Genomic DNA, 13,892 nt, shown 5'->3' with positions numbered 1-13,892 from the left:
TGTAGTCCTTAACTTTATCTTTGCTTTTACACTCTAAAACTTCACTTTGATGAAACATTATGAAGTATGCATTTTGAATAAAAACTGGAAATAACTTTGTAGATCGGGTTGTTAAACCTTGCGTCACATGTAATGCAGTTTTTTAAATCAAAAAGTCAACCTGCAACGTTACCATACAAATATACAAATTTCATCATATAAAATGTTAACAGTTTGTTTATTATTTGTCTATTTCTCGTTTGGGTAGTCAGGAGGATCAATGATTACACGAGTTCCTTTCATTCCATCCCCAGGCAGGTCAATAAACTCTTCATTAAGCCAGCGAGCATCTTCAATAAACATCCGGACACAACCGTGGCTTGCTCTATATCCTGGTACATCATAACTACCATGTAATGCATAGCCTCTAAAAAAATGCATGCAATAAGGCATTAAAGCGCCGCCATCATTGCCATCCGCTCTTCTCGGGAAAACAGTGGACACACAATCAATATCTTGTTTGCGAATAACACGAAATGAGCCGGTGGGTGTGTTGCAACCTCCAATGACTCCTGGACATTTGCCTATTCCTGATGAAATAGGCCCCCACCAAAGTAGCTCACCATCTTGATCATATGCTGCCCAAGCCAGTTTTTTTTGGCTTACATAAATTGCTTTTTCTCCTTGGGAGTCAATATATCTGGGAAAAGGAGAGACATCATAGATAGTCAGGCGGTCGATATTTTTGGGTACTGCAATAGTCATTCCCGAATGTAGTGCAATATTCATACGATTAATTCGTCGTACCATGTCTCGTTCTTCGGGATTGGGAAATAGTTTTTCCCAGCTTTCGCCATTTTTAATTTTCATACAAAAATAGTCAGGCGAATTACATAAATTTTCCCCGTATGTCGCATGAGCAAGAGCGAGCTGACTCATTATTAATAAATAAATAGAGACGATCATTGATATCATGATTTTCATAAATGATCTCAATTGGGTCATTATAGTCTCTATAGCGGCACTTTAAAAAATAACTTTATATTCTATGAATTTCATACAGAGACATATTTTTAGAGCCTGATCACATTTAATTTTTGAGCGAAATACCTGTCTCTTAGTCATAAGTTAATAATCTTCGTGAAAGGTCAGATTTGCGTGCCAAATGCACTTTTTCAATAAATTAGAGGGAGAAACTCCCGGGTTTTTGCTGTGCCAAACCCAGGCATCAGTACGGTTTCAAAGATAAAAAGTCAGGATGGAAGTGACGAGTCAGATTCTGGACTGCTGGGTGAAACTTTCTGCCAAGCCTCATGGACTTGTGCAAGCAATGCATTGGATTGTGCTAACAATTCTTTATCGTTATTAAGGTTTGCTTTTAATAACAAATATTCAATATGCATGTAAATTTGAAGCAAGTTTTCTGCTATTTCACCACCTTGCTCATGGTTTAAACTGGTTTTTAAACCTTCAATAATACTTAATGCCTTACTAATATGCTCTCCTTTTTCTTGAACTTCCTTTCGATCAATATTACCTTGGGCTGTGGCAATATGAGTTCGCGCACCTTGCAATAACAAATTAATTAATTCATGAGGGGAGGCAGCATCAATACGAGTTTTTAATTCGATTGTTTTATAGTGATTTATAACTTGTTGATTAGGATTCTTCATCGATAATGCTCCAATTATTTAGTTTTTAACTTGGGTAGGTTCGATAAGATTTGAGTCAGTGTATTGCTGGTATTTTGCATCTGTGAGATTAAGAGATCCACGGCATTCCATTGTTGATAATATCTTTTTTCAAGGGTAATGCTGCGCTCATTGATGCGTTCTTGCATTTCATCTAATTGTTGTGCTTGGGTATTTAAACGATCAATTCTTTCCTCAATTTCACCGTCCTCATCGATTAAGGAATCTAAATAGCCATCAATCAATGAGGCTAGTCCATCACTGACAATAATTTGCCCTCTATCCCCAACGAGCCCAGAAAGAATATCAATTGATAATGTGCTGAAGTCACCAGTACCATTTAGGGTAATTCCATCTGTTGAGTTGGCTAAAATGCCCCCTATGGTACCTGACATGCTAACGCCTGGAGTATATTCATTTAAAATGACATCATATGTTCCTGCACCAACTTCAGTATCCAATGAATTAATTTTAATATTGGGATCAGTAGCAGTTATTTTTTTTGCAAATAAATTGCTAATGCCTTGATAATTATTATTAATCGCTTCATCTAACATTTCGGGATCAATTTCCAGTAGGCCATGTTTATCACTGGTAATCCCCAAGTCAGCAAGACTTTGGATGGGGCCATCAGTAGCTAATGGGTTAGTGGCTAAGTGATATAAGTTTGTTTTTAAATCTCTGAGTTTATCATCACCTTGCAATACTCCTCTTTTTCTGGTTTCCATATCGAAACCAGTTAAGGTAGTGATGAAATTAATAAAATCATTATATTTTTTGACGAAATCATTAATTAAACCTTTGAGATGCTCTACGTCTTTTTTCACGGTTAAGGCGATTGTTGTTGCTGGATCGGCTTGTTGAAGATCAAGCGTGATTCCTGTTATCGCTTTTTCCAGACGATTACTGCTTTCGCTCAGAAGCAATCCATTAATTTGAACCTGGCTATTTTGGGCAGCTATAGTTTGACTTAAAGAGGTATTGCTTGTTGTCGGATCATAATTCATGGCCGTTAAACTGCCTGTAATTTGCATCGCGTATTTTTCACCTGTTTCAGATGACGTTAACGTTAATCTTGAGCCAACACTATCTTGTACAATCGATGCAGTAACGCCTGCATTTGCGGCATTAATAGCATCGCGAACTGCACTAAGGCTGTCATTTCCTGGAGTGATATTAATTGTTACAGGAGATACTTCGGTATTTAGTGTGAATGTTGTATTGTTATTGCTGTAGGTACCAAAGCTTATCGTAATGCTACCGCTACCTACTGAGGAACTATTGTTAGCGAAATAACCACTTGCAAGACTTTGCGCCTGAGCCAATTGATTCACTTTTATTTGATATAAACCTTCCGCTGCTTGTTCTGTCACGGAGGCAGAAACATACCCCGGTTCGCTGAGTAACGAATTCATTTTATTAAATTCACTTGCATAAGATAGGGAATTGAGTGTTGTTTGAAAGTTGGATATGGCACTTTTTAATTGCCCAAAAGCAGACAGCTCAGTGGTAACGGAATTAAGCTTTTTATCATGTCGTAGTTGTGCTGGCATGAGATCGGCTTTGACCATGCTTTCAACCATTGCTTTAATGTCCAAACCTGATCCAATGCCTGGAGTTGATAGGCCCATAATATTCCCTTATCTATTTTAGTAATTTCAATGAAATTACGTTTCATCCATAAATTGCATCAAACATGCTTATCTATAGAACCACTAATTATCCCATCAAGCAAGTTGAGTAAGTGCAAATACTCATCTGAAGGTATTTTTCGTATTATCTTGTCCGAGATTTTATCAGTGACTATAGTTTGTAGAAGACCAGTGGCATGGTCTATAGCCTGTTTCGAATCAGTATCCAGATTCAAATCCGATGTAGCGCACTTAGTCACAGGCTTAATGTTTTTATCTTTCAATTTGACTGAATCAGTTTGTAGCAATTTATTATTTGCTGGAGGAATCGATTCCATAGTCATTTTTTTACTCCTTTCCCTTGATTGATACCTCTAATCATTGGGATATAAATAAGCCGAAAAGCGGCAAATGCCGCATTTCGGTTTTTTCTTACTTCGTTCACAACTATCCTAACAAGGAAAGAACAGATTGTGGCATCGCATTTGCTTGGGCCAACATTGCTGTTCCTGCTTGTTGTAAGATTTGGTTTTTGGTTAAACTTGCCATTTCTGCTGCATAATCAGTATCTTGAATACGGCTGCGTGCGGCAGACATATTATCCGATACGTTTTGCAGGTTAGCTACTGTTGCATCAAGTCTGTTTTGCAAGGCACCTAATGCAGCGCGGTTATTAGTGACGCTATCTAAGGCAGCACTGATTCTCAATATAGCTTGCTCTGCACCATCTTGAGTCGTGATGTCAATACTATTAACACCATTTGTATCCAAGCTGATTGTACTTGATAAACCAACATCAGCTATAGTTCCGCCTATAGAAATGGTTTGAGCAGCACTCATAGTGAGTTGCCCGCGCAGTGTAGCTGCAAATGGACCGCCTGTGACTGTGAGTCCGTCAGTACCTGCAGTAAATCCGGTACCACTCTCAGTTACTGCAATGTTTCTTCCATCTGCTGCAGTTAAAGTCATGTCACCACCATTTAAGGATGCCACAACCCCTGTTTGACTGCTTACGGCATTGATTGCATCCATAAGGTCAGTATTAGTTAATGCAGTGGAGACGTCTTGGTTCGTAAATATGTCAACACCATTAATGGTCAGATTATAAGTATCCGCTGCTGTTCCTCCTATAGCTCCAACAGTTTGGGTACCACTTGTTGATGCTGTTACTGTTAAACCAGGAACACCTGCAGCATTAATTGCGGCTGCTTTAGCATATGCGGATGAGCTATCTTGGCCATTTGCTGTTCCCACATAGTTTGCAGAAGAGCTGACGCTAATCGCTGGGTTAGTACCAAGAGCAAGAGTAATATCAGCGGCAGCATTGGCACTCACTTGGCTTCCTTGTTGATAAGCAATACTACCTATTGTTGAAGAGGCAATGCTGTTTATCGAAAACGAAAGGGTTTCACCTGCATTAGAGCCAATTTGCAGAGAAGCATTAGTGTATGAACCATTCAAAATGCTTTGTCCGTTAAATTGCGTACTCAAAGCGATGTGATCCATTTCACTCAAAAGGTTATTGACTTCATTTTGTAATGCTTGACGGTTTGATTGGCTATAAGTTCCGTTTGCAGATTGAAGCGCCAACTCCCTCATGCGTTGTAAAAGGTTAGTTGACTCTTGCATCGCACCTTCAGCAACCTGGGCTAGTGAAATACCGTCATTGGCATTTTTCACCGCTTGGTCCATACCGCGAATTTGTGATGTCATATTTGTTGCAATTGCTAGCCCTGCAGCATCATCTTTTGCACTATTAATTTTTAGACCAGATGATAATCTTTGTATCGCAGTAGCCATCGCGTTACTTGATTTAGATAAGTTACGCTGAGCAATTAACGAGGGTACGTTGGTATTAATAATTTGAGCCATAGTTATAGTCTCCTCAGACCTAAATCCCTGGTTTGGGACATTTGTAAATTGGCAAATTCCTTTTTAAAAGCAAATTTACCGTACGCAAAAGGGTTATCGGACATATGGCAAAAAACTTTAGGCTCACACCTGTTTTTTTTCAAAAAAAGGGAAATTTTATTTAATAAAATTAATGGGTTGTATTTTTTGAGCACTCTGTTTTTGTTTTCTGATTCTCTCCATATTTTACTTTTTTATCTAAAAGCATGAAACGAAACCCGCGTTCTGGACACTACTATATGCAGGCCGTATAAAAAGACCAGACACATTGACCATTCAAGAAAAACCCTAATCCGATTTAATGTGCATTTAAGAATATTTTTTTCTGTGTATAATATTACGATTCTATAATATTGGGTTCCAATTATGAGTTGGTTTAAAAAACTATTGCCTTCAAGAGTTAGTACGAGCTCCTCTCAAAAAAAAGGAGTTCCTGAAGGCTTATGGCTTAAATGTTCAGGCTGTAATGAAGTTCTTTATAGTACTGAATTAGAAAAGAATTTAATGGTCTGCCCCTCTTGTAATTTCCATCACCGGATATCTGCACGGGTTCGAATTCAACAATTTCTTGATGAGGGAGGCCAGGAAGAGATTGCTGCATCATTAGAGCCTCAAGATCGATTAAAGTTTAGGGACTCAAAAAAATATAAAGACAGGATCTCACAAGCTCAAAAAGCAACAGGTGAGAAGGAAGCTTTGATCATTGTAAAAGGGACGTTATTACAACAACCCGTAGTTGTTGGATCTTTTGAATTCAGTTTTATGGGTGGCTCCATGGGCGCTACAGTAGGAGAGAAATTTGTTCGTGCAATTCAGGTCGCGACAAACGAACAAAGACCTTATGTTTGTTTTACTGCAAGTGGTGGAGCACGGATGCAAGAAGGACTTTTTTCTTTAATGCAAATGGCCAAAACTTCAGCTGCTCTTGCCCTATTTGCTGAAACGGGTTTACCTTTTATTGTCGTTTTGACTGACCCAACCATGGGCGGGGTTTCTGCCAGTTTTGCAAGTCTGGGAGATGTAATTATTGCTGAGCCTAATGCGTTAATTGGTTTTGCTGGCCCAAGAGTTATTGAGCAAACTGTAAGACAAACTTTACCTGAAGGGTTTCAGCGTAGCGAATTTTTGTTAGAACATGGGCATATCGACATGATTCTCGAACGAAAAGATATCCGTCCAGTTGTTGCTGAATTGATATCTAAATTAACGCGCAAAAGTGTAGGGGATTCAGTTGCCAAAGCAGTATCGTATTAGACCTCTTACGAAGCATGTTGTAGGCAGAGAAATGCGAGAAGATACGAAGCAATGCTCCTTTCCAATAGAGTTTCGAAAGAAGTCTATTAATGAATGGTTGCATGATTTAGAAACTAGAAATACTCATGAAATACAACTTGGTTTAATGCGTATTATGGAAGTTGCACAAAAATTATGTCTGCAACTTCCAGGTTGTCCTGTTATTACTGTAGCCGGTACTAATGGAAAAGGTTCAACAGTAACTGCTCTCGAAATGATTTATCATGTTGCTGGATATAAAGTTGGCGCTTACACTTCACCTCATCTTATCCAGTTTAATGAACGTATTCGTGTCAATTTAGCACCTATTTCTGATGATGATTTATGTCAGGCTTTTAGCATTATCGAAGAAGCTCGCGGAGAAACTCTTTTAACGTATTTTGAAATGACTACTTTGGCAGCATTGTGGTATTTCAAAAAAATGAAGTTGGATATTATTATTCTTGAAGTGGGATTAGGGGGTCGGTTGGACGCTACTAATATTGTGGATGCAGAATTATCCATAATTACTACCATAGATTTTGATCATCAGGAGTACCTGGGGAATACACTTGATGCCATTGGCTATGAGAAAGCGGGGATATTGCGTTCTGGTAAACCATTTATCTATGCTGATATTAATCCCCCTGCATCAGTTACTCAAGTAGCGAAACAACTTGGTGTTCCGGCCTATTTGTGGAGCCAAGAATTTTCTATTCAGGAAGAAGACTCTGTTTGGAGTCTTCATTACGAGGAAAAACTAGGGCTTTCCTCAGTATCTGGATTGTCTAAGCCTTCAATACAGCTAAAATCAGCAGCAGCTGCAATTACTGCCAGTGTTTTACTTGAGCATTATCTGCCAGTGACACCCTCCCATTTTCAAGTTGCCATGCAGCGCATTTATATTCCTGGCCGTTTGCAATTGCATGAAGGTCGGGTGAGCACTTTATTTGATGTGTCTCATAACCCGCAATCGGCAAGACTACTCGCAGATACTTTGCGCATGATGAAAAAAACAAAAATTCACGCTGTTTTTTCTGCTTTGAAAGATAAAGATATTTTTAGCCTAATTATGTCTTTGAAGGATTGTGTTGATCGATGGTATCCTGCACAATTGGATAATAAGCGTGCTGTTACTGAAGATTTGTTGCTCACTTTTTTTAAGGATGCAGAAATTCCTGTAGAAGTTTGTTATAATAACCCCTTTGCAGCTTTTGAAGCTGCATTGAAACAAGCTAAACCGGGTGACTTAATTGTTGTTTATGGGTCTTTTTTTACTGTGAGTCATGTTATGGCTAATAGGAGATTCAATGAAATTAGTAATTGATGAGAAGCTAAAACATCGTTTGGTTGGTGTAGCTGTTGTTTTATCATTAGGTGCAATTTTTCTGCCTGCGATGATGAAGAAATCAAGCCAACGCCTTGAAAATAATTTTAGTGTGAAGGTACAGTTACCTCCTAAACCAACAACTCCTAATGTAGCGGTAACTGATGAAAAGGAGATGTTTAAAACCATAAAAGTGGCCAAGATTGAAATTCCTCCTGTTGTAGAACAAAAAAAATCAAATCAAGGAAAAGAAGACCTCATTCAATCTGTTCAAGTAGCTGACAACGCGGTTGTTTCTGTTGCTAAAGCAGAAGCATCTAGGCCTGTTGCTGCAGCTAAACCAATTGAGTTGGCATTAAGCAACGCAGCACAAGATGTCATTAAAAAACAAATGAAAGTAGTAGCTGCCACGGCACCAGCTAAACCAGCTACAGACGTTAAGCCAATTAAACCGGCTGCAAATATAAGCTCTAAAACGATTAAAAAACCGGTAGTTGCTCAAGTAAATACAAATATCAATACTAAAAATTACAAAAAAAATATTTATGCTGTTCAATTGGCCTCGTTTTCAAAGTTAGCCAATGCCCAATCCTTAGTTAGTAAATTACGAGGCAAAGGATATAAAGCAAGTTATATCAAAACTGCTGGAAGGCAAGGTGTTATTTATAAAGTTTATGCGGGACATTCGCCCGTTAAAAGTGACGTGATGAAATTGAAAATTCAATTAGCAAGTGCCATGCAGTTGAATGGTTTTGTAGTCAATACTGGAGTTAGCTAACCATGCAATTTCAATGGGTGGATTTAATCTTTATAATAATAATTGGCTTATCTTCGATTACTGGCTTGTTAAGAGGATTTATTAAAGAAGCTATCGCTTTGGGGGTATGGATATTAGCAGTATGGGCAGGCTATAACTACTCAGGAAGCCTTAATCCCTATCTGCAACCTTATATACAAGATCAATCAATTCGTACAATAGTAGGTTTTATTATTGTTGTACTTGGTGTTTTAATCGCTGGGGGTATTGCTAATGCGATACTTGGCCTTTTTTTAAGGGGAAGCGGTCTGGGCGCAATGGATAAAGTTTTAGGCGGTATTTTTGGCTTTGCCCGTGGTGTTTTCATTCTTTCTCTTATCTTCGCAATACTCAGCATGACCTCTTTGCCTTATCAGCAATATGTACAAAGCTCTAGAGTTTATAATCAGCTTTTACCCGTTATAAACTGGATTTCTGGCTCTTTACCCGGTTTAATTAATAAAGCAAAACAAACGGTATCGGCGAACGAATCCTTTAATTTTATTGATATAACCCCTGATCCTTAATGTATTCATAGACTGTATGAGGGAGCTTGTTTTTAACATCAGCTCCCTTTTCTATTTCTTCACGAATGGAAGTGGAAGAAATATCATAATTACCTGCATCAAATAAAAAAACCCTTCCTGCTTGCGTGTTTAAGAGTTCTGCTTTACTTTTAGTTTGATACTTTTCCAAAAATTCCTGCATAATTTTGGGGACAGCTTGCCTGGCAAATTCATTTCTATTGATTACCAGTAAATTCGCTAATGTAATGATTTTCTCCCACTGATACCAACGGGGCAATGAGAGAAAGGCATCATATCCAATAATCAAAGTTATAGATGATTTGGGGTGTTCGAGCCTAAAGCTTTCCAATGTTTCAACCATATAAGAGGGGGTATCGCGCTCAATCTCTCGTAAATCCAGTTTAAAGTCAGGTATCTCCTTAATTGCTAACTTTAACATTTCTACTCTTTGCTCATTGTTAGCTAACGTTGGTGGCTTTATAGTTGGTGTTTTACAAGGGAGAAAAATATAGGAGTCAAATTTAATATGTGTTTGTATGAATTTACTGGTCTGCAAATGACCATTATGTATGGGATCAAAGGTACCACCAAAAATAGCTATGCTGTGCATGTGTCACCTATTAATTTCCCCATACAAAGTGAAAGAGCTGCGTTTTCTAGGGAGTTCCATACTTGAGTGTATGAACTATTCGATTTAATGTGTTCGTCGATGGAGTAACAGTATCGATGGAGCTGCTGCAGTATTACTTGATTGAATCGATTACAACATATCTTATAGAGATTGACACGTTGAGGCCAAATTTTCAATTGACTGCATGCATTTTGAATATCAATTTTCTTTTCCATTAAATAAGACAATTGTATGATTAATCTTATTTCCTGACTAAGCATCCATAAGACTAAAGTTGCCTCTGTCTTATTATTTGCTGCATGACGTAAAACCTGAATGGCCTTATCTCCTTGACCAAGAAGACATGCATCGACTAACTCGAAAAGATCGTGGTCACATTGATCGGATAAATGTTCCAATACGTGTTGTGTCTCAATTTTACTGTTAGGAGTATAAGACAATGCTACTTTTTCAATGACTTGGGCACAAGCCAGCATATTTCCCTGCGTATATTGGTGAATTAAATCAGGAACTTGCAGATCATAACTCATGAGGTTTTTCTTTAATTGCGTGCCTATCCAACTTTTTAGGGCTTCTGAATTAAGTGGATAGGATAGAATAAGTGTCGCATGTTCATGAGATGATATCCACTGTAATTGTTTTGCAGGCACATTAGGTGCTCTGATAACAATGAAACAACGCGAATTAATCAAGTTAAGGTATTCGGTGAGAATTTTCTTTCCTGTAGCGTCTATAGATTTCTTATCATAAAAAATATTTAAGAGAACAGTATCTGAAAATAAGGAGTAACTGTTTGCTTCTTCCTTTACAGTATTCCAATCTTCTGCTGACTGGATGGATATGATTTGCTCATCATAGTTATAATTTTTTTGGATGGCTGACTTTATGGTCGCTAAAGATTCTTCCAGTAAGTAATTATCTTGTCCAATAATTATATAGAGTGGGGCAATTTTCTTTTGTACTTGCTGGGCAAGCATTTGTTGTTTGATTTGCATGATAATTTTAGTTTAAATGTGCCTGTGTCGCTTTTTTCTTACCCACGCTACTTTTTCTTTTATCTGGGTTTGGATTCTTGAAGATGGCTAAGTCGATAAATTATTTGGGTCACAGCATCTTGCTTCATTTCTCCAATTAAAATACTTTCTTCATCTTTAGAACCTAGAATTCGGTTATTATTTAATATAAGTTCCCGGGAAATACTTATTCTACCAGGAGCATTAATAACTTGGCCCGTGCGTGTTTTCAATACAAATACTACAGTTAGAGTTAAAGTATATTGTCGAGGATTTGTGCTTGCTCCAACGCTGATAATCTGTTGTTGCAAGTTCACTTCATTAACGATTAACCAATATTGAGCTCGAGAAGGTTCAGGATTCACTTCAACATTGGCTCCTTCCAGTCGGGATTGCAGTATTGAGACGAACTGCTTGTCATCATTTTCAGAAATAATAGCTACGTTATTAAGCCAGCTGGGTACATTGTTCATACCGCGTAGATGAAACCCACAGCCTGATAGCAATAATATGAGCAATAACGGTACTACATAGCGAAAAGCTGCAATTTGATGTTTTTGTTGTTCATGTCCCGCAACTTGTATATGAAGTCCATGCGGGACTTTAGAAACATCAGAGTAGCCACACTTCATTAGTTAACAACCAAATTAATTAATTGCCTGTGTGCAACAACAATTGCTTTTTTTACTGTTTTATCAGCAAGAAAATCTTTTGCATGTTCTTTGGCTGCAGCAATTAATGTTTCTTCTGTAGCATCCACAGCCGCGGTAAATTGGGCTCTTAATTTCCCATTAACTTGAACTACATAATCCACTTCATCAGTCTTTAGAGCACCTTTATCTACTCTGGGCCAATTTGCATCAATAATCGCTTTTTCAAAGCCTAATTGTTGCCAAATATGATGTGTCATATGCGGTGTTATAGGAGCCAATAAGCGCAACAGTATACTCATGCTGGAGTGAATAAAGAATTTATCCTCTTCTGTTTCTATAGAATAACTGGATATTTCATTAAACAGCTTCATGCAGCCCGAAACTACTGTGTTGAACTGATTACGATCATAATCATGTGTCGCTTGTGCAAGAATTTGGTGTACAACAAGACGTGATTTCTTTAACCGGCTTTCCGCTTGCTGCCAATTCACATGCCCATTGCCGCTTAGAATGATTTCATTGATCTCAATGAACATATTTTGATGCTGATAGGCAAAAGCCCAGATACGTTTTAGAAAGCGATGCGCGCCTTCCACAGCAGTATCTGACCATTCCAACGATTGTTCGGGAGGTGCAGCAAACATAACAAATAAACGTGCTGTATCAGCTCCATAAGTGTCGATAAGATGATTGGGATCGACAACATTACCAACAGACTTAGACATTTTATGTCCGTCTTTTAAAACCATTCCTTGGGTTAACAGCGCTTTAAATGGTTCATCCGAATTTACTAAACCTTCATCACGCATTAGTTTGTGGAAAAAACGAGCATAAAGTAAATGCATTACTGCATGTTCGATCCCGCCCACATATTGATCCACAGGAGTCCAATATTTTGCTCGGTCATCAAGCATGGCATTTTCCTGACCTTTACATGCAAAGCGAGCATAATACCAAGATGATTCAACAAAGGTATCAAAAGTGTCTGTCTCGCGAGATGCATCCTGGCCGCACTTTGGACAGCTTACGTTAACAAATTCTGGACATTGAGCAAGGGGTGAACCGGTACCTGTAAATGAAACGTTTTCTGGAAGAATTACTGGAAGATCTTCTTCTGGAACAGGCACAGTACCACATTGTTCACATAAAATCATGGGAATAGGAGTACCCCAATATCTTTGTCTGGATACGCCCCAGTCACGCAACCTATAGTTAATTGTCGCTTTTCCCGCATCATGTTCCTCAAGGAAATTGGTTATTGTTTCCACTGCTTGGGAGGAGCTTAACCCATCAAATTGGCCTGAGTTAATTAATGTGCCTTCTTCAGTATAAGCGGACTTGCTTAAGTCATGTAGCGTGCCATTTGCAGGTTTAATGACTTCTTTAATCGGTAATTGGTATTTTTGTGCAAATTCCCAGTCTCTTTGATCGTGCGCTGGGACGGACATTACAGCTCCGGATCCGTATTGCATGAGTACAAAATTTGCCACCCATATCGGTAGTTCTTCACCAGTTATAGGATGAATTGCCGACATACCTGTAGCAACACCTCGTTTTTCCATAGTAGCGAGTTCTGCCTCAGCCATTTTGGTACCTTGGCAACTGTCAATGAACTCTTTGACCTCTTTACGAGTACTTGCTGCTTCTTTGGCAAGCGGATGATCCGTTGCAACTGCAAGGTATGTTGCACCCATTAAAGTGTCAGGGCGGGTTGTATATATTTTTAATCGTTTGGGATAATTATTAACGTTAAAATGAATTTCAGTACCAGTGGAGCGGCCTATCCAATTGCGCTGCATTTGTTTCACTTGTGCTGGCCATTCGTCCAATGTATCTAGTGAACTGAGTAGTTCATCAGCATAAGCTGTAATTTTAATAAACCATTGGGAAATTTCTTTACGCTCCACAAGAGCACCAGAACGCCAACCGCGCCCATCGACAACTTGTTCATTTGCCAAAACAGTTTGATCTACAGGATCCCAATTTACCACCGCATTTTTTTTGTACACTAAGCCTTTTTCGAATAATCGAATAAAAAACCATTGTTCCCATCGATAATATTCGGGTGTACAAGTGCAAATTTCACGTCGCCAATCATAGGCATTACCAAGACGTAAAAATTGTTTTTTCATAGACTCAATATTTTTTTTGGTCCATTCTGCAGGAGGGATTCCGTTTTTTATGGCTGCATTTTCAGCAGGCAAGCCAAATGCATCCCAACCAATGGGTTGAAGAACATTTTTACCCAAAGCACGTTGATAACGAGCAATAACGTCACCAATAGTGTAGTTACGAACATGCCCCATGTGTAACGTCCCACTTGGGTAGGGAAACATGGATAAACAATAAAATTTCTCTCTGTTTAAATCTTCTGAAACGTTAAATGATTGTTTTTTATGCCAATACTGTTGAGCTTGTTCCTCAACTTCTTGTGGTATATAGGTATTATCCATAGTCCAAT

General features: G+C 38.5%; 13 protein-coding genes. 4 read left to right on the top strand and 9 right to left on the bottom strand.

Annotated features, from left to right (window positions below; translation table 11 throughout):
* Positions 1 to 228: 228 nt before the first annotated feature.
* From A8O27_RS06090 to A8O27_RS06070, 5 genes are all read right to left on the bottom strand, one after another.
* On the bottom strand, positions 229 to 954 hold the full coding sequence (locus A8O27_RS06090) for a L,D-transpeptidase (RefSeq protein ID WP_374930660.1): 726 nt from the start codon (positions 952 to 954) through the stop codon (positions 229 to 231).
* A gap of 278 nt (positions 955 to 1,232) precedes the next feature.
* Positions 1,233 to 1,652 (bottom strand): flagellar export chaperone FliS, encoded by a 420-nt coding sequence (gene fliS / locus A8O27_RS06085; protein WP_058459254.1) that lies wholly within the window; start codon positions 1,650 to 1,652, stop codon positions 1,233 to 1,235.
* 14 nt (positions 1,653 to 1,666) lie between these two features.
* Positions 1,667 to 3,301 carry a flagellar filament capping protein FliD gene (gene fliD, locus A8O27_RS06080; protein WP_058459255.1) on the bottom strand — a complete coding sequence of 545 codons (1,635 nt, stop codon included), beginning with the start codon at positions 3,299 to 3,301 and terminating at the stop codon, positions 1,667 to 1,669.
* Positions 3,302 to 3,360: 59 nt separating this feature from the next.
* A complete protein-coding gene (locus A8O27_RS06075) occupies positions 3,361 to 3,645 on the bottom strand; it encodes a flagellar protein FlaG (RefSeq protein ID WP_058459256.1) in 285 nt (94 codons plus the stop codon).
* A 103-nt stretch (positions 3,646 to 3,748) separates the two neighbouring features.
* On the bottom strand, positions 3,749 to 5,173 hold the full coding sequence (locus A8O27_RS06070) for a flagellin N-terminal helical domain-containing protein (RefSeq protein WP_058459257.1): 1,425 nt from the start codon (positions 5,171 to 5,173) through the stop codon (positions 3,749 to 3,751).
* Between the two features lie 405 nt (positions 5,174 to 5,578).
* Between A8O27_RS06070 and accD the strand changes: the two genes are divergently transcribed.
* From accD to A8O27_RS06045, 4 genes are read left to right on the top strand one after another with little or no spacing between them, the layout of a single operon-like run.
* Positions 5,579 to 6,466 (top strand): acetyl-CoA carboxylase, carboxyltransferase subunit beta, encoded by an 888-nt coding sequence (gene accD / locus A8O27_RS06060; protein ID WP_058459259.1) that lies wholly within the window; start codon positions 5,579 to 5,581, stop codon positions 6,464 to 6,466.
* 31 nt (positions 6,467 to 6,497) lie between these two features.
* Positions 6,498 to 7,811 carry a bifunctional tetrahydrofolate synthase/dihydrofolate synthase gene (folC, locus tag A8O27_RS06055; RefSeq protein ID WP_058459367.1) on the top strand — a complete coding sequence of 438 codons (1,314 nt, stop codon included), beginning with the start codon at positions 6,498 to 6,500 and terminating at the stop codon, positions 7,809 to 7,811.
* Positions 7,795 to 8,589 (top strand): SPOR domain-containing protein, encoded by a 795-nt coding sequence (locus A8O27_RS06050; protein WP_058459260.1) that lies wholly within the window; start codon positions 7,795 to 7,797, stop codon positions 8,587 to 8,589. Before folC ends, A8O27_RS06050 begins: the two co-directional genes overlap by 17 nt.
* 2 nt (positions 8,590 to 8,591) lie before the next feature.
* Positions 8,592 to 9,134 (top strand): CvpA family protein, encoded by a 543-nt coding sequence (locus tag A8O27_RS06045; RefSeq protein ID WP_058459261.1) that lies wholly within the window; start codon positions 8,592 to 8,594, stop codon positions 9,132 to 9,134.
* Here A8O27_RS06045 and nadD read toward each other — a convergent pair.
* Genes nadD through leuS form a run of 4 tightly spaced genes read right to left on the bottom strand, consistent with a single transcriptional unit; the run spans position 9,109 to position 13,884 of the window.
* Complete coding sequence (gene nadD, locus A8O27_RS06040) at positions 9,109 to 9,744, bottom strand: nicotinate-nucleotide adenylyltransferase (RefSeq protein ID WP_058459262.1); 636 nt, start codon at positions 9,742 to 9,744, stop codon at positions 9,109 to 9,111. The two genes, A8O27_RS06045 and nadD, sit on opposite strands and share 26 nt — an antisense overlap.
* On the bottom strand, positions 9,732 to 10,760 hold the full coding sequence (holA, locus tag A8O27_RS06035; protein ID WP_058459263.1) for a DNA polymerase III subunit delta: 1,029 nt from the start codon (positions 10,758 to 10,760) through the stop codon (positions 9,732 to 9,734). Before holA ends, nadD begins: the two co-directional genes overlap by 13 nt.
* A gap of 59 nt (positions 10,761 to 10,819) precedes the next feature.
* Positions 10,820 to 11,410, bottom strand: a complete 591-nt coding sequence (locus A8O27_RS06030) for an LPS-assembly lipoprotein LptE (protein WP_058459264.1) — start codon at positions 11,408 to 11,410, stop codon at positions 10,820 to 10,822.
* Complete coding sequence (gene leuS / locus A8O27_RS06025) at positions 11,410 to 13,884, bottom strand: leucine--tRNA ligase (protein WP_058459265.1); 2,475 nt, start codon at positions 13,882 to 13,884, stop codon at positions 11,410 to 11,412. Before leuS ends, A8O27_RS06030 begins: the two co-directional genes overlap by 1 nt.
* Positions 13,885 to 13,892: the final 8 nt, after the last annotated feature.

The sequence above is a fragment of the Legionella bozemanae genome (assembly GCF_001648595.1).
GTDB classification, from domain to species: Bacteria; Pseudomonadota; Gammaproteobacteria; order Legionellales; family Legionellaceae; genus Legionella; species Legionella bozemanae.
This window is presented reverse-complemented; position numbering and strand designations above follow the sequence as displayed.